Source organism: Catellatospora chokoriensis, from assembly GCF_011297315.1.
Classification (GTDB): Bacteria; Actinomycetota; Actinomycetes; order Mycobacteriales; family Micromonosporaceae; genus Catellatospora; species Catellatospora citrea.
The window spans coordinates 1-14,078 of sequence record NZ_JAAOTI010000059.1 but is presented as its reverse complement, the minus strand read 5'-3'; the positions used below and the strand labels follow the sequence as shown (position 1 = coordinate 14,078).

The window sequence follows — 14,078 nt, the reverse complement described above, 5'->3', positions numbered from 1 at the left end:
AGTTATACACAGTTAGCCCGCAGCAGTTCACAACCCCTACGCTGTTGATGCTTTGCCAGGACTCCGACCAGCACGTCCGGGAATCCGCCCAGGAAGCCCTCGGCGCGGTCGGCGGGCCGGCTGCCGTCGACGCATTGCTGGCGCTCGCCGCCGACAACGACCCGCAAGTGAGGGTGCGCGCCGCCGGAGCACTCGCCAGGGCGGCCGACTCAGATCCGCGGGTCCCGCGACACCTCGTGTCGCTCGCACAGGACACCGAGGCCGAGGTGCGGGCGGCCGTCATCAGCGGCCTGTCCAGCGCCGCGGGCGAGCTCGCGCGGTGGGCGTCGCTCGTGGTCAGGCTGGCGAACGACCCGGCTCCGGTGGTCCGTCTGCGGGTCGCGGTCGCCGCACGCCGCCTTGCACCCGAGGCTGCTCCAGACATCCTCGGCCGATACGTCCGCGACCCTGATGCGCGCATACGCCGGGTCGCCGGTGCCGAACTGGGCCGGTTGAGCGGCCCAGCCGCGCGCTGACCTGGCGGCCGACAGCGCCCAGCAGGTGAATGCGGAATCCGTACGCCCGCCGAACCACATCGGTCGATACGCTGGCCCGCATGGCCATCGCTCGCTTGCCCCTCATCGCCATCGACTGTCCCGATCCTGGTGCGCTCGCCAGGTTCTACGGCGCGCTGCTCGATGGGAAGGTCGACGTCTCCGCGGACCGGGCTTCGGTGTGCCCCGAGGACGGCCAGTGCATCGCATTCCACCGGGTGGTCGACCACACGCCGCCGACGTGGCCGAGCCAGGAGCGACCCAAGCAGATGCACCTCGACATGCTCGTCGACGATCTCGACGCCGCCGAGGAGGCAGTGATCGATCTCGGTGCGACCAAACACCAGGACCAGCCTGGTACGTCGTACCGGGTCTTCCTGGACCCTGCGGGTCACCCGTTCTGCCTTTGCCTGGAGTGATCCAGACGGGAGCCCCGGGCCTGAAGTTCGCGACATCTGAGGCGATGAGCTGCTGTCCCGAGTTCGACCCGTCGGGTCATGCCCGCCACGAAGGACAGCGCAGCGAACACCTCCCCGAGGTTTGCGGAAGCTCGCCGAGGTGAACGAGTCCGTCGGCAGCGCGGAGGGGTACGCCGAGGTGATCTCGGGCGGGATCGCGAGGTAGTCGGAGACCCGGAGCGAATCGAAGCCGAGGTCCTCCGCCCGAACGGCGAGCGACGCGATCGAGCTGGCGGAGGCAGTGGCTCCGTAGTTTCCCAGATGGATACCGATCTTCACCGACGGTCTCCCCGTTCGACGGGCGTGGCCTCAGGCGCGTTCAGCCCACGATCCCGGCAAGGATCACCATTTCATGCAGTGCATCTCCTCGACGTTCAAGCTGGTTGCTAAGCCTGCTCGAGGTCCGAGAACAACCCGATGAAGGTGGCCTGCGCCCCCGCGAGGGCGCCGAAGACATCAGCGGCGACGGGCGTCGCGACCGCGGCGGAGGCGTCGTCGTAGCTGTCGAAGTAGAGGTCGAGCGTCCGGTAAGCGGGCGTGGCGGTGCCGTCCTCTTTCGGCCACACCTTTGCAGACTCGAGTCGCCGCAGCTTCGGGAGCTTCTTCGCGGCCGCTTTCACGTCCGCGTAGGCGCGCTCGAAGTCGTCGGGGTTCGCCGGGTTGTCGATCATCAACGTGATCTTCGTGGGCACGACACCCTCCTCCTACGTCCCTGGACGACCGCTCTCGGCGCACGGCCGGTGCACGGCCGTATCGCCTACCGACAGCCTAGGGAAGTGCGGCTTTGAGTGCGGGAGATGCCGGAACTCGGGGCCCGACGAGCCGAGCCCGCAGGCGCGACCGCGGCCGGTCGGGACGGTCTTGGCGGACTTCACCGTGGGTGTCCGGACTCCGGAGCCGTCGTTGTCGCCGGCGGTGGCGGTGGCGGTGGCGGTGGCGGAAAGTAGGTTCGCTGGACCAGCGCGATGACCGACCTGACCGCGATCGCACCGATGAGCGCGGTGAGCAGGAGTGCGATCAGCCAGCTCAGTGCCTGTTGGGCGGGTGGCCGTTCGACGGCCAGCCAGCGTATCGCGAGCGTCGCCACGGCTGCGTAGGAGAACGTGAAGGCCCAGAAGCCTGGTGTGAAGGGGGTTCGCAGGTAGATGGGGATCAGGCGGATCTGTGCCAGGGTCATCAGGATGGTGTAGCCGGCGAGGCCGAAGGCAAGGGTGTCCGGCGCCGGGGTCAGTGCGAACCAGGCCAGTCCGGCGACCGGGGCGGGCGCGACCTCGATGGCCATGGTCGGGACGAGCGGCGTCGGGAGCGGGGGTCTGAAGAACAATCGTTGCAGCATGAGCGAGCCGATCACCAGCCAGCACACGATGCCGATACCGAAGCACAGCCGCCCGAGGCCGGGCTGACCGACCGTGGTCGCGGCGGCTGACGCGACCAGCCCACCCGCTACGGTCGGCAGGAGGTAGCCGGGGTGGAACTTGTCCTGGTCGGGGGCGCCTGTCATCCATTGGCCGGTGAGCCAGCCACCGAGCCCGATGACCACGACGAGTGCGACGTCGACGACGACTGTCGCGGTTCGGGGGGCGTAGGAATGCAGTCCGACGCCGAGTTGCATCGCGACGATCGCGATCACGCTGACGAAGGGGCTCAAAACCGGGTCCCGCAGATCGGCCATCAGCCGACCCCTGGTGGTGGTCACCCGGGCCAGATAGCCGACCAGCAGCACGAGCCACACCGCGGCCGCGAGCACGTACAGCGCGGCGGACACGCCTCGCGGCGCGTTCGCTGTGCGCGAGAGCACGAGCCAGGTGCCCGCCAGGCCCGTGAAACCGAAGGGTGCGGCGAAGAAGTTCGGCGGAGTGCGGCTCAGGATTCCCATCTGCTGCTCCCCCGGCTCGCGAGATGGGGCACACGCACGGGCCGCGCGGGTGGGAGATCATGACGACGTGCGAGGCACCGTCGACGGCCACCGTCTGCTTGGCTCCCGCGCGCTGCGCCATGAACGCGTGGACCTGCGCCGGGATGTTCTTGTCGAGGCTTGCGTAGATGAAGCCCGTTGCCTACTGGGCTTTGGCTGTCGCTGCGAGAAAGTCGTCGACGGTGAGCGTCGCGTGCGAGATCAGCGGATAGCGAAGGATCATCGCGTCGTAGGCGACCCGGCCGCCGGCCGCCGCGGTGGCGTCGACGAACGTCGTGACGTGGTAACCGCGCTCCATTGCCGTGCGTGCGGTCGACTCGACACACATCGTTCCGACCATCCCCGCCACGGCCACATACTGCACACCGTGCTGTCGCAGCTGAGTGTCGAGATCGGTCGTCGCGATCACGTCGATGTTCTTGTGCGGCGACACCACTATCTCTCCGGCACGCGGTGACAGATCGGGGTGGAAGTCCGCGTTCCAGGTGCCGGCCTCGAACAGGCGGTTGTCGTACATCTCCTGCTGGATTCCGCAGATGTACTGCCAGCTCGTGTAGTCCTCCTCCGTGAAGGACATGGGTGCGAAGAAAACCGGCATGCCCTGTTCACGGGCACCGGCAAGCAGACACTTCAGGTTCTCGAACGTCCCGATACGATCGAATTCCTCTTTGAACTCGCTGTAGCTCTTGCCTTTCTCCGAGAACACTTCGTTGACCGTGTCTATGAGCAGGAGACCTATCCGTCCGGACTCATATGCCGTGTTCACCATGTTCAGCTCCTCATGAACCAAGACTGACGATCTTTGGCCGTCTCCTCATGGTGCGCTTGCTATGACGATCCGGCCGGGGGTACCACCAGATCCGTCATCTGCACGCAGATGCGCCGTAGCGGTCAAGATTTCGTATGCTTTGTCCGATTAAATACGCTATGTGGCGATCATCTCCCTTCAGGCCGTCGAGCCAAGCGGCAGTTCGAAACACGAAACACCCTGCTTCGTGCCTGATACGTTTCCCGGATGGCCGCTACGCCGCCCTGCGGCGGCTGGCACTGGAAGGAATGGGGTGCCGAGTTCACCGGCACGGCCTTGTTGCTCTACATCCTGGTCACCGCGCGCTACGGGACTGTCCGCGCCGGTTTCGACCCGCTCGCGCAGCTGGCCATCGTCGGCACAACAGCCGCCGTTGTCGGCGTCGCGGTGGCGGTGAGCCCGCTGGGCGCGCGTTCGGGCGGGCACCTCAACCCGGCCCTGACCTTCGGCCTGTGGCTGCAACGTGTCGTCTCCACCTCTGATCTGGGCGCGTATGTCGTGGCACAGTGCGCCGGAGCGGTCCTCGGCGTGGCGGCCGCGCGGATGTGGGGACCTGCCATCGCGGGCCGCCAGGTGAACTGGGCGGTCGTCGAACCGCGCGCACGCCTGTCACCGCCGCAGCTCGCCCTGGTGGAGGCCGCAGCGGTGGGCGGCATCTTCGTGATCGTGTTCGTTCTGCTGGCGAGCGCCAGGTACCACCGGTGGGCGGCGCCGGTGTCCGGGCTGGTGCTGGTCGCCGCGGTGTGCGCCGCCGGACAGGTCAGCGGGGCGGGGTTCAATCCGGCGAGGGTGCTCGGCTCTGACGTGATGGCGGGCGCGCTACGCCCTGAGCACTGGATCTACTGGGTCGGCCCGATGGCCGGCGCCGCGGTCGCGGCGGCTGTGGCGGCAGGCTGTCGTCGCAGGCCCGTCACGGGCAAGTTGCGTCATGACGCATCGATCCGCTGCTGGATGCGATGCGATCTACCGCATGACCGCCTACTGCCTCAGGACAGGTCCTGAACCGGACTTGAGGGCATCCGATTCGGCATCCGTCGGGCCTGCACCCGCCTCCGCTATACGATTGTGTGGCGAATCCGCACTTATCAGACATCGACGTCGTCGCGCCGGTCGGCGGCCAGGTGGCGGCAGCCATGGGTTCGCCACTTCCGCCGAGGCATCTGGAGCGAATCATGGTCCCTGTACGGCACCTGACCGCGACAATCGACGGCCAGCAGCTCTTCTACCGCGAGGCCGGGCCGTCCGGTGCACCGACGCTGGTGCTCCTGCACGGCTTCCCGACCAGTTCGCACATGTTCCGCAATCTGATTCCGGCGCTGGCGGACCGCTACCACGTGATCGCGCCCGACCACCTCGGCTACGGCGCGTCGGCGCAGCCCTCGGTCACCGAGTTCGACTACACGTTCGACGCCCTGGGCAGCCTCACCGCCGGGCTGCTCGACCACATCGGCGTCGACCGGTTCGCGATCTACGTGCACGACTACGGCGCTCCCGTCGGCTGGCGCCTGGCTATGCGCACGCCCGACAAGGTGACCGCGATCATCACCCAGAGCGGCAACGCCTACATGGAAGGGTTCGTCGAGCCGTTCTGGAAGGGCCTTTTCGCGTACGCCGCCAATCCCAGCCCCGAGACGGAGCCGGCCGCACGCAAGGTGCTGACCCTGGACGCCACCCGCTGGCAGTACCTCAACGGCGCAGCCGACCCCAGTCTCGTCAGCCCTGACAACTGGCTGCACGACCAGGCGCTGCTCGACCGTCCCGGCAACGACAGGATCCAGCTGAAGCTGTTCCACGACTACCCGACCAACATCGACGGATATCCCAAGCTGCAGGAGTACTTCCGCAGCAGCCAGGTGCCACTGCTCGCGGTCTGGGGCGCCAACGACGAGATCTTCGGCCCCGACGGCGCCCGAGCGTTCCAACGCGATCTACCCGATGCCGACATCCACCTGCTGGACGCGGGGCACTTCGCGCTCGAGACCCACCTCGACGCCATCACCGGCTACATCCGCGGTTTCCTGGGCAACCTGCCCGCCAAGAGCTGAGAACGCCAGCTCAGGCCGCGGCCGTGCCTTCGTGTCCCCGCGCCCGAAGACGTGCCAACTCCTCGTGCAGCGGCGCCAGCACGTCCCGCAGCTCCTCGGCCGAGTACCGGGGTGTGATGTGCTGCTGGCAGTTCCAGTCGAACGCGGCGACCGTGACGATCACTGCCCGCTCGACCTTGGCCCGGTAGCCGGCCACCGTCAGGGCTTGCGCCGCCGACGGGTCCTCACGCACGTCGATGACGTTCGCGCGGCCGAACACCTTCAACCGCAGCTGTCGCGGATAGTCCATGAAGAACACGCTCACCCGGTCGTCACCGGCGATGTTGCCGGCGCTGATGTACTGACGGTTGCCCCGAAAGTCCGCCCAGCCGAAGGTGTGCTCGTCCAGGACCTTGACGAACCCGGGCGGCCCGCCCCTGAACTGCACATACGGCCAGCCGGTGTCGGAGGTGCTCGCCAGGTAGAAACCGTCGCGCAGCCCGATGAACTCGGCCTCGAATTCGGTGAGCGGATCCCGGGGCTCCGCGCCGGCGGGCGACCCCGGCACCTCGGAGCCGAGCCGCTCGACGGCCGCCCGGCTGCCGTAGCGCTCCTGCGCGTCGCGCACGTGCCGGGTGAAAGCGATCGAGGAGTAGTTCTCGCTCATTCCTCACTGTGGCATGCGATGGGTGACGCGCGATCAGGAGTTCGCGTTCAGGGCGCCGGGGACTCAGTCGAACAGTGCGCTTCTCACCAGGCGGGTCAGATGTGCCTGCAGGTGCTGAGGGCTCATCCGCGCGACCGGCCCGACACCGACGATGTACCGGCAGAACGTGACGCCGATCAGCACCGCGGCGAGCAGATCGACCCGCACATCGGCGTCCTCGCCGGTGATCACCTGCTTATAGGAGCCGGCGGTGCGGTCCAGCATCGCGCGGTAGAGACCGACCGCGGTGTGTTCGTTCGATGCCGCGCTGCGCAGGACCGCGACGAGCGGGTCGGTTCTGAAGCTGTGCTCCATCCGGTCGACGTAGGCGGCCGCGACCCGCTCCGGCAGCGTCTGCGGATCGCCGTCGACGACGCGGTCGACGTCGCGGGTGCCGGGCACGGCCGCCAGGAACAGCTGCTCCTTGGAGCCGAACTGACGCATGACCAGGCCGTGGGTGACGCCGGCGCGTTCGGCGATGTCGCGGACGGTCGCGCGGGTGTATCCGCGTTCGGCGAAGGCCGCTCGTGCCGCCTGCAGGATCAGGTCCCTGTTGCCCTCGGGATCCCTGCGGCGGCGGCGCCGGGGCTCGGCAGCGCCGTCGGGCGGCGTGTTCTGCTGTGACATACGCCCTAATGTACACGTGGTCATTAAGAGAATGCGCAGCTCAGATTCATTGTTGACCAGTTGGTAAGCAACGAACGGAGACCTTGATGAGAACCCGCGAGCCGCTGTCGGTCATCGAGACCACCCTCGCCCACGACGTCTACCGCAGGTCCAGCACGCTGCTGAGCGAGGCGGCCGGGAGCGCGCCGCTGTCGGCACTGCGCACGCTGCGCGACTTCATCGTCGCCAACCTGCACCACCACCACGAGACCGAAGATCACATCCTTTGGGCCACGCTCAGCACGGTGGACCCCGAAGCCGCCCGCGCGCTGGCGGACCTCGGCTTCGAACACGAACAGCTCGACACCGCGCTGCAGACATTGGCCCAGGTCCGGCTGGCCGAGGAAGCCGACCGCCCGGTCCTGGCGGACGCGGCGGCGGCCGTGCGCGACCTGCTCCACCTGCACCTGGCGCACGAGGAACCCATCCTGCTGCCAGCGCTGCGCAGCCGGCTCAGCGAGCAGGCCTGGGAAGAGTTCGCAGGCCAGGTGATGGCGACATCGCCGGCAGAAGGCGCCGAACTGATGATCGGTTTCCTGGACCAGGTCGGCGAACCATGGCAGGTCGATCTCGTGCTGCGGAACCTCCCCGAGCCCGCCAGGGCTGCCCTTCCGGCGATTCGCGAGAGCGCCGAGCAGACACTGCGGCTACTGGAGCGGCCGAACATCGCACAGCCGGCCGGCCGCTGAGGCCGCGGGACCTGACAACGACGGCCGACGACCCCGTCGGCCGACCATCAGAGCGGCGGATGCCGCAGACGGAGATTCGATAATGAGCAAGCAGCTTGAAGGCAAGACGGCCGTGGTGACCGGTGGAACGACCGGGATCGGGCTGGGCGCCGCGAAGCGGCTCGCCGAAGAGGGAGCGCATGTCTTCCTGATCGGCCGCCGCAAGGAACAGGTGGACGCGGCCGTGGCGGAGATCGGCGCCGACGCGACGGGGCTGGTCGGTGACGTCACCTCGTCAGACGATCTTGATAGGTTGTACGAAGCCGTCAAAGCACGAGGTCAGGGCCTGGACATCGTCTTCGTGAACGCGGGCGGCGGCGAGTTCGCCACCCTGGAGCAGGTGACCGAGAAGCACTTCGACGACACGTTCGGCCTCAACGTCAAGGCCCTGCTGTTCACCGTCCAGAAGGCGCTTCCGCTGCTCAACGAGGACGCCTCCGTGATCTTGAACGCGTCGACGGCGGCAACCCGCGGCGCCAAGGCCTTCGGGGTCTACGGTGCCTCCAAGGCCGCCGTCCGCGCCCTGGCACGCACGTGGGCAGCCGAGCTGGCGGAGCGAAAGGTGCGGGTCAACGCCATCAGCCCCGGACCGATCGAGACTCCCGGCATCACCGGCCTCGCCCCGGACGCGGCCGCCGCAGACGAGCTCAAGGCCGAGTTCGCCAGATCGATCCCGCTCGGCCGCATGGGCCGCCCCGAGGAGGTCGGCAACGTCGTGGTGTTCCTCGCCTCCGGAGCCAGCAGCTTCATGACGGGGGCCGACGTGTTCGTCGACGGCGGCCTCAACCAGGTCTGACCACCGCCTCAGACAGCCGCGACGACAAGGCGGAGCCGGGCACGGGCCCGGCTCCGCCCCGCTCCGCGCGCCCGCCGCGGCGCGCCGTTCACGCGTTGACCGCCAGGCTCCGGGTAACCCCACGGCGCTGCAGGTGCTGACGCGCATGGATCAGCGCGGTGATGCCCTCGCCCACCGCCGCACCGAGCTGCTTGGTCGAGCCGGCCCGCACGTCGCCGGCGGCATAGACGCCGGGCATGCTCGTGGCGAGCATGTCGTCGGTGGTGACGAACCCCCACTGGTCCAGGCGCAGGCACTGCCGCAGGAAGCCGGTGTTCGGGTCCATGCCGATGTAGACGAAAGCGGCCGCCGGGCGCCACGTCAGCAGCTCGCCGGTGACAGCGTCACGGGCGGTGACCTCGTGCAGCTTGCCGGCTTTCGCGGTCAACGCGGTGATCTCGGTGTTGGTGTGCACGGTGAACTCGGGATGCTCGGCGATCTTGTTCTGTACCAGCGGGGAAGCCTTCAACTCCGACGAGTGCTCGACGATACGGACCCGCTCGGCGAACTGCGAGAGGAACATGGCCTCCTCCAGGCCGGAGTTGCCCCCGCCGACGACCAGCAGTTCGTCGGCACCGCGGTAGAACGGCCCGTCGCAGGTCGCGCAGTAGTGCACGCCGGCGCCGATGAGTTCCTCCTCGCCGGGCAGCCCGAGTCGGCGGTAGGAGGAACCGGTGGCCACGATCGCCGCGCCCACACACAGCTGCTGACCGCTGCTCAACGGGAGCGTCACGTCCTCGCCGTCGAGCGCCGGCTCCCCCACCTCCACAGCCGACACCAGCTCGACACCGTAGCGGCGACTCTGTGCGATGAATCTGGCGGCGAGGTCCGCGCCGCCGATACCCTCCGGAAATCCCGGGTAGTTGTCGATGAGCTGGGTGGCCCCGGCCTGACCGCCCAGCGCGCTCCTGTCGACCACGACGGCGTCGATGCCCTCGCGGGCGGCATAGATGGCCGCGGCCAGGCCCGCCGGTCCGCCACCGATGATCGCCAGATCGTAGAAGTCGCGCTCGGCACGCAGGTTCAGGCCCAGCTTCGTCGCGATCGCGAGGTTCGGCGGATTCACCATCATCGCGCCGTCGTCGAACACGACCGCGGGGATGGTCTGACCGCCGTTCTGCAGCCGCTGCACGTCGGCCCGGGCTCGCGCGTCCTGGTCGATGTCGACCCAGTCGTAGCGGGCACGATGCTCGGTGAGGAACTTCTTGACGCGTCGGCAGTCCGGACACCAAGGAGCCCCATAGACGGTTATCTTCGTCACCACACCCCTCCACCTGAGCGTGCGCCGCGTTGCGTCAGGACTTCAGGAAGGCCAGCAGGTCGGCGTTGATGGTCTCGGCATGCGTGGTCGGCATCCCGTGCGGGAAGCCCGGATACGTCTTCAAGGTGCTGTTCTGCAGGAGTTTTGCCGACAGCGGCGCCGAGTCGGCGTACGGGACGATCTGGTCGTCATCACCGTGCATCACCAGAACCGGAACCGTGATCTTCTTCAGGTCCTCGGTGAAGTCGGTCTGGGAGAACGCGACGATGCCGTCGTAGTGCGCCTTGGCTCCGCCCATCATGCCCTGGCGCCACCAGTTCTCGATGATCGCCTCGGAAGGCTGCGCGCCGGGGCGGTTGTAACCGTAGAACGGGCCCGAGGGCAGCGCGCGGTAGAACTCGGACCGGTTGGCGGCCAGCTGTGCCTGCAGGTCGTCGAAGACGCTCTTGGGCAGTCCGCCGGGGTTGGCCTCGGTCTGCACCATCAGGGGCGGAACCGCGGACATGATCGCCGCTTTCTGGACGCGGCTCTCACCATGCCTGGCGATGTAGTGCACGACCTCGCCACCGCCCGTGGAGTGGCCCACGTGTACGGCGTCTCGCAGATCGAGGTGGGCGGTCACCGCAGCCAGATCGTCGGCGTAGTGATCCATGTCGTGACCGTCGGAGGTCTGGCTGGAACGCCCGTGTCCCCGGCGGTCATGCGCGATGACTCGGTAGCCGTGGTTCAGGAAGAACAGCATCTGCGTGTCCCAGTCGTCGGCCGACAGGGGCCAGCCGTGGCTGAACACGATCGGCTGACCGGTGCCCCAGTCCTTGTAGAAGATCTCCGTGCCGTCTTTCGTCGTGACCGTTCCCACCCGAAGCCTCCCGAACTAAACGCGCATGGCTCATGACTCAGCGTAGCCATCGGTGAGATATCGCGTGCGGTTACCCGCCGCCCAGGAAAGCCCATCCGGAGCAAGATCGTCCTACCCTTTCACCGCCGTGCGCACGCGCCACGACCCGCGCACGTACGCCCTGACGCCGTAGACCGGGCCGTCCCGCGAATGCTCAGGCCACCGCCCCTATCGCGGCCTACGCTCGTATTGACCACCTTCCCGACGGACGGTCGCCGTAACTCCGACCTCGGGACGCTGTCCTGTTCGTGGAGGGACGACGCGATGGACGCCGATACTGCGGTCAGGGATGCCATCGAAGAACACTGGCGGGCCTCAGAGTCCGGTGACGCTGACGCCGAACACGCCATCTACGCCGAAGACGCGATCCTCCACTATCCCCAGTCAGGCGAACGCTTCCGCGGCTGGGCCACTATCCGGGCGCAACGAAACGGGCACCCCGCCGATCGGCACTTCACTGTCGTCCGGATAACCGGCAGCCAGAATCTGTGGGTCAGCGAATGCGTCATCACCTACGACGGCAGGCCCACGCACTCGGTCAGCATCATGGAATTCGACGCCAAGCGGGTGGTGCGCGAAACGCAATATTTCGCCGATCCCTTCCCAGCCCCCGCCTGGCGAGCAGCACTGGCAGAGCCGGAGCCGGGCCCGTGACGCTGCCAAACCCTGACCCGCCATCGCGTCGAGCGCCGCCCACGGCCCGGGATAGCGGCCAGCTCTGACCCGACGTAGACGTCAAGCTCGTTGCGCACCGATCTCTCCGCCCCCGGCAGACGCGGTCGTCGTCGGCGACCACCGCGCCGTCGCGTACGACCGGTAGCGGAGAGCAACCAGCGATCCGGCCCGTTAGTTGACTGATCAGGCCGTCATCGCCCGGGTCACCCTGCCGGGTCTCGTGTGCAGCGGCGCGCTCGTCCGCCTGGAATGGGTGCTGACCGCCGGGCACTGCGTCGACGCGCTGCGGCCATACCGCATGCGGGTCGCGCTCGGCGGCAGCACCGTCGCCACTTCCTGAGCGGGGTCCCGGCCGCCGCCGGGACCCCACCCGGTGTCCCTGGCACCTCGGGCAAACGGACATGCGGTCGACTGCCCTGGCGACGGGCGCGCGGACGGTACCGTCCAGGCGTGGTCCCACGAATCCTCTTCCGGATTGCGGTCGTCTGCGTGCTGGTCGCGGCGACGTTGACGGCCGGTGCCTGGATCGGCACCGCACAAGGCCTCGACCCAGGCCCGGGCAGTCTGCGGTTTCCGGTGATGCTCGCGGTGACGGCCGTGCCGATCACGGTCGTCGGGTTGCTCGGCTGCACCGGCGGCTTCCGTCTCGTGTTGGCATGTGTCGCCTGGGCTGTGCTGTCGTTCGGGCAGCTCACGATAATGATGGCAGCCTCCGACGCGGTGCTGGGAGAGCGCGGACGTCCGGTCACGGCGACGGTGACCCAGCTCGTCGGCCACGACCTGTCCGAGGCCGACGGCGACTACCTGTACCGGGTCGCCGATCGGCAGGGCAGGCCGCTGGCCGGCCTGCTGCGCACCCCGCACCAGCACGGCATCGGCAGCGCTGTCACCGTGCTGGTCGACCCGGCGGGCTGGGCTCATCCCACGGAGCCGTCGACTTACGCGGAGGGCACCAACGGGGTGACGCTGCTGGTCCTCGCCGGCATGTTCGGCGGCCCGGCCACCGTGCTCTACGTGCTGTCCTGCCTGCCCGCCGATCGTCGGCGTGAGGACGACCGCGACGGCACCGGCCCGGCTCCGTGGCACCAGGACGCGTTCAACCAGGTCGTCCGCAGCGCGTGAGACCTCGGCGGTCGTGGCAGGCGGCGGCGCGGTGGGCGAAGGCGACCATCGGAGTCGACGAGTATCATTACGGCGTCGAGTGGAGGGTCAACGCGAAGTGACGGCAGGCCCACCACCGGCGAGCTATGTCACCACCACCTCGTCCCACAGGCCCACCGCTACGACGCTGTCGGCGCCGAAGCTCATGCTCCGGGCGGCCGCGGCGAGAGGTCATGCGGCCGTGATGCGGGTGAGTTCCAGAACGGGAATGGTCCGAACGCCCTCGGTCTTCCGCGCGTATTCGGCGAAGCCGGGGTAGCGGCGGGCTTGCTCGTCGTATCGCCGGTCACGTTCGTCTGCGGTCAGCTCCCGCACGGTGACCGGATAGGTTTCAGTGCCGCGCTCGACAGCGGCTTGGCCGGCCGAGATGAGGTTGTGGTACCAGTCAGGGTTCTGGGGTGCCCCGGCCTTGGACGCGAATACGTAGATCACGTTGCCGTCCGTCTCGTGCGGCAGGTACATCATCGGGTTGACGAGTTCGCGTCCGCTCTTGCGGCCCCGGTGATGGACGAGCACCATCGGGGCTCCGCTGAACGGTCCGCCGACCTGGCCCGCGTTCGCGCGGAACTCCTCGATCACTTTGGTGTTCCAGTCGCTCATCGTTGTGCCTCACCTTCTCGTACCCGTGGAAGTGCGAATCCATCCTCGCCGCTGATCGTGGCTGGCGCCAGGAAGCCGGGCCGCAGCCGACGCGGGCCTTGCGGCCGAATACATCACTGCCACGTCCCTGCCGATCGCGATCACCGACACGGTGCGGGTACGCGAACAGGCGCGGTTTCGTCCGCGCCGGTTCCGACCTGCCGGGTCGAGCGGCAGGCGCTGGTTGCTGACGGTGACGCCCGCCGGGGAGCGTCACCAGCGAGTGTCAGGCGCGCCCGGGTCTGCCGGGAACAGTGTCGAGCCCTGCTTCAGCTCAAGGGCCGTAGTCCGCTGATTTCGCAGAACAGGTCGCAGTCCCAGGCGTGGCCGGAGTCGATGTCGCAATGGGTGTTGACGTACGCCGCCCAGAGGCTGCCCAGGTCGACACCGTGCGTCGGTACGTCGCCCAGCAGATGGGTGATCGCGACCACGACGCGTTCGAGGAAGTCGATGGTGTCGTGCACCTCGGACGCGTTCAGCGGTTCCTTCTGAAAGTGGTTTCCGAGGTCGCTGCGATGCACGATCCGGTTGCGCCGTTGGGCAATCTCAGCGAGCCGGTGCTTGAGTGAGTCACCGGACACTGCGGTGCCCGGTGACTCCTGATCGACCCGGTTGGCGGTATCGCGCCACAGGTCGCCGTCGTACACCCAGCCGAATCCGGTGGCGATCTTGTCGGGATGCTGAAAGGTCTTACGGTGCAGCGACCGCAAGACGGCGTCGTATGCGCGCTCGAAGGGGTTGTGAACTGCTGCGGGCTAACTGTGTATAACC

Annotated in this window: 18 protein-coding genes; 9 read left to right on the top strand and 9 right to left on the bottom strand. The window is 67.9% G+C overall.

Features of this window, described 5'->3' with window-relative positions; all coding sequences use genetic code 11:
* On the top strand, positions 1-515 hold a 515-nt coding region (locus tag HAV39_RS41690), incomplete at its 5' end, for a HEAT repeat domain-containing protein (RefSeq protein ID WP_191844605.1).
* 80 nt (positions 516-595) lie between these two features.
* Positions 596-952, top strand: a complete 357-nt coding sequence (locus HAV39_RS41685) for a VOC family protein (protein ID WP_191844604.1) — start codon at positions 596-598, stop codon at positions 950-952.
* Between the two features lie 425 nt (positions 953-1,377).
* Here the strand turns inward: HAV39_RS41685 and HAV39_RS41680 are convergent, their stop codons facing one another.
* The 3 genes from HAV39_RS41680 to HAV39_RS41670 form a co-directional block, all read right to left on the bottom strand.
* Positions 1,378-1,683, bottom strand: a complete 306-nt coding sequence (locus HAV39_RS41680; protein WP_191844603.1) for an EthD family reductase — start codon at positions 1,681-1,683, stop codon at positions 1,378-1,380.
* A 179-nt stretch (positions 1,684-1,862) separates the two neighbouring features.
* Entirely contained in the window at positions 1,863-2,867 is a 1,005-nt protein-coding gene (locus HAV39_RS41675) for an SLAC1 family transporter (protein ID WP_191844602.1), read from the bottom strand.
* Positions 2,868-3,048: 181 nt separating this feature from the next.
* On the bottom strand, positions 3,049-3,675 hold the full coding sequence (locus HAV39_RS41670; RefSeq protein ID WP_191844601.1) for a cysteine hydrolase family protein: 627 nt from the start codon (positions 3,673-3,675) through the stop codon (positions 3,049-3,051).
* A gap of 246 nt (positions 3,676-3,921) precedes the next feature.
* Between HAV39_RS41670 and HAV39_RS41665 the strand changes: the two genes are divergently transcribed.
* Both HAV39_RS41665 and HAV39_RS41660 read left to right on the top strand, forming a co-directional pair.
* Positions 3,922-4,716: an aquaporin gene (locus HAV39_RS41665; RefSeq protein WP_191844600.1), complete on the top strand. Its 795-nt coding sequence runs from the start codon at positions 3,922-3,924 to the stop codon at positions 4,714-4,716.
* 170 nt (positions 4,717-4,886) lie between these two features.
* Positions 4,887-5,759 carry an alpha/beta fold hydrolase gene (locus HAV39_RS41660; RefSeq protein WP_191844599.1) on the top strand — a complete coding sequence of 291 codons (873 nt, stop codon included), beginning with the start codon at positions 4,887-4,889 and terminating at the stop codon, positions 5,757-5,759.
* A gap of 10 nt (positions 5,760-5,769) precedes the next feature.
* Here the strand turns inward: HAV39_RS41660 and HAV39_RS41655 are convergent, their stop codons facing one another.
* Both HAV39_RS41655 and HAV39_RS41650 read right to left on the bottom strand, forming a co-directional pair.
* Complete coding sequence (locus tag HAV39_RS41655) at positions 5,770-6,405, bottom strand: pyridoxamine 5'-phosphate oxidase family protein (RefSeq protein ID WP_191844598.1); 636 nt, start codon at positions 6,403-6,405, stop codon at positions 5,770-5,772.
* A 63-nt stretch (positions 6,406-6,468) separates the two neighbouring features.
* Positions 6,469-7,071, bottom strand: a complete 603-nt coding sequence (locus tag HAV39_RS41650) for a TetR/AcrR family transcriptional regulator (RefSeq protein WP_191844597.1) — start codon at positions 7,069-7,071, stop codon at positions 6,469-6,471.
* A gap of 86 nt (positions 7,072-7,157) precedes the next feature.
* On the opposite strand from HAV39_RS41650, the gene HAV39_RS41645 reads away from it, so the two are divergent.
* A complete protein-coding gene (locus HAV39_RS41645; RefSeq protein ID WP_191844596.1) occupies positions 7,158-7,799 on the top strand; it encodes a hemerythrin domain-containing protein in 642 nt (213 codons plus the stop codon).
* Positions 7,800-7,881: 82 nt separating this feature from the next.
* Positions 7,882-8,634, top strand: a complete 753-nt coding sequence (locus tag HAV39_RS41640) for an SDR family NAD(P)-dependent oxidoreductase (protein WP_191844595.1) — start codon at positions 7,882-7,884, stop codon at positions 8,632-8,634.
* Between the two features lie 88 nt (positions 8,635-8,722).
* Here HAV39_RS41640 and HAV39_RS41635 read toward each other — a convergent pair whose 3' ends face one another.
* Together HAV39_RS41635 and HAV39_RS41630 are read right to left on the bottom strand one after the other, a co-directional pair.
* A complete protein-coding gene (locus HAV39_RS41635) occupies positions 8,723-9,934 on the bottom strand; it encodes an FAD-dependent oxidoreductase (protein ID WP_191844594.1) in 1,212 nt (403 codons plus the stop codon).
* 34 nt (positions 9,935-9,968) lie between these two features.
* Positions 9,969-10,793, bottom strand: a complete 825-nt coding sequence (locus HAV39_RS41630; RefSeq protein ID WP_191844593.1) for an alpha/beta fold hydrolase — start codon at positions 10,791-10,793, stop codon at positions 9,969-9,971.
* Between the two features lie 303 nt (positions 10,794-11,096).
* Between HAV39_RS41630 and HAV39_RS41625 the strand changes: the two genes are divergently transcribed.
* The 3 genes from HAV39_RS41625 (at position 11,097) to HAV39_RS41615 (ending at position 12,629) form a co-directional block, all read left to right on the top strand.
* On the top strand, positions 11,097-11,486 hold the full coding sequence (locus HAV39_RS41625) for a nuclear transport factor 2 family protein (RefSeq protein WP_191844592.1): 390 nt from the start codon (positions 11,097-11,099) through the stop codon (positions 11,484-11,486).
* Positions 11,487-11,682: 196 nt separating this feature from the next.
* On the top strand, positions 11,683-11,847 hold the full coding sequence (locus HAV39_RS41620) for a trypsin-like serine protease (RefSeq protein WP_191844591.1): 165 nt from the start codon (positions 11,683-11,685) through the stop codon (positions 11,845-11,847).
* Between the two features lie 110 nt (positions 11,848-11,957).
* A complete protein-coding gene (locus HAV39_RS41615; protein WP_191844590.1) occupies positions 11,958-12,629 on the top strand; it encodes a hypothetical protein in 672 nt (223 codons plus the stop codon).
* Between the two features lie 210 nt (positions 12,630-12,839).
* Here the strand turns inward: HAV39_RS41615 and HAV39_RS41610 are convergent, their stop codons facing one another.
* Entirely contained in the window at positions 12,840-13,268 is a 429-nt protein-coding gene (locus tag HAV39_RS41610) for a nitroreductase family deazaflavin-dependent oxidoreductase (RefSeq protein ID WP_191844589.1), read from the bottom strand.
* Positions 13,269-13,576: 308 nt separating this feature from the next.
* Positions 13,577-14,017 (bottom strand): hypothetical protein, encoded by a 441-nt coding sequence (locus HAV39_RS41605; RefSeq protein ID WP_191844588.1) that lies wholly within the window; start codon positions 14,015-14,017, stop codon positions 13,577-13,579.
* Positions 14,018-14,078: the final 61 nt, after the last annotated feature.

What these genes read in the sequence shown, in the direction of transcription:
- HAV39_RS41640 (WP_191844595.1), top strand. Translation starts at nt 7,882, where the DNA reads ATGAGCAAGCAGCTTGAAGGCAAGACGGCCGTGGTGACCGGTGGAACG.
- HAV39_RS41645 (WP_191844596.1), top strand. Translation starts at nt 7,158, where the DNA reads ATGAGAACCCGCGAGCCGCTGTCGGTCATCGAGACCACCCTCGCCCAC.
- HAV39_RS41650 (WP_191844597.1), bottom strand. Translation starts at nt 7,071, where the DNA reads ATGTCACAGCAGAACACGCCGCCCGACGGCGCTGCCGAGCCCCGGCGC.
- HAV39_RS41655 (WP_191844598.1), bottom strand. Translation starts at nt 6,405, where the DNA reads ATGAGCGAGAACTACTCCTCGATCGCTTTCACCCGGCACGTGCGCGAC.
- HAV39_RS41670 (WP_191844601.1), bottom strand. Translation starts at nt 3,675, where the DNA reads ATGGTGAACACGGCATATGAGTCCGGACGGATAGGTCTCCTGCTCATA.
- HAV39_RS41660 (WP_191844599.1), top strand. Translation starts at nt 4,887, where the DNA reads ATGGTCCCTGTACGGCACCTGACCGCGACAATCGACGGCCAGCAGCTC.
- HAV39_RS41675 (WP_191844602.1), bottom strand. Translation starts at nt 2,867, where the DNA reads ATGGGAATCCTGAGCCGCACTCCGCCGAACTTCTTCGCCGCACCCTTC.
- HAV39_RS41625 (WP_191844592.1), top strand. Translation starts at nt 11,097, where the DNA reads ATGGACGCCGATACTGCGGTCAGGGATGCCATCGAAGAACACTGGCGG.
- HAV39_RS41610 (WP_191844589.1), bottom strand. Translation starts at nt 13,268, where the DNA reads ATGAGCGACTGGAACACCAAAGTGATCGAGGAGTTCCGCGCGAACGCG.
- HAV39_RS41685 (WP_191844604.1), top strand. Translation starts at nt 596, where the DNA reads ATGGCCATCGCTCGCTTGCCCCTCATCGCCATCGACTGTCCCGATCCT.
- HAV39_RS41665 (WP_191844600.1), top strand. Translation starts at nt 3,922, where the DNA reads ATGGCCGCTACGCCGCCCTGCGGCGGCTGGCACTGGAAGGAATGGGGT.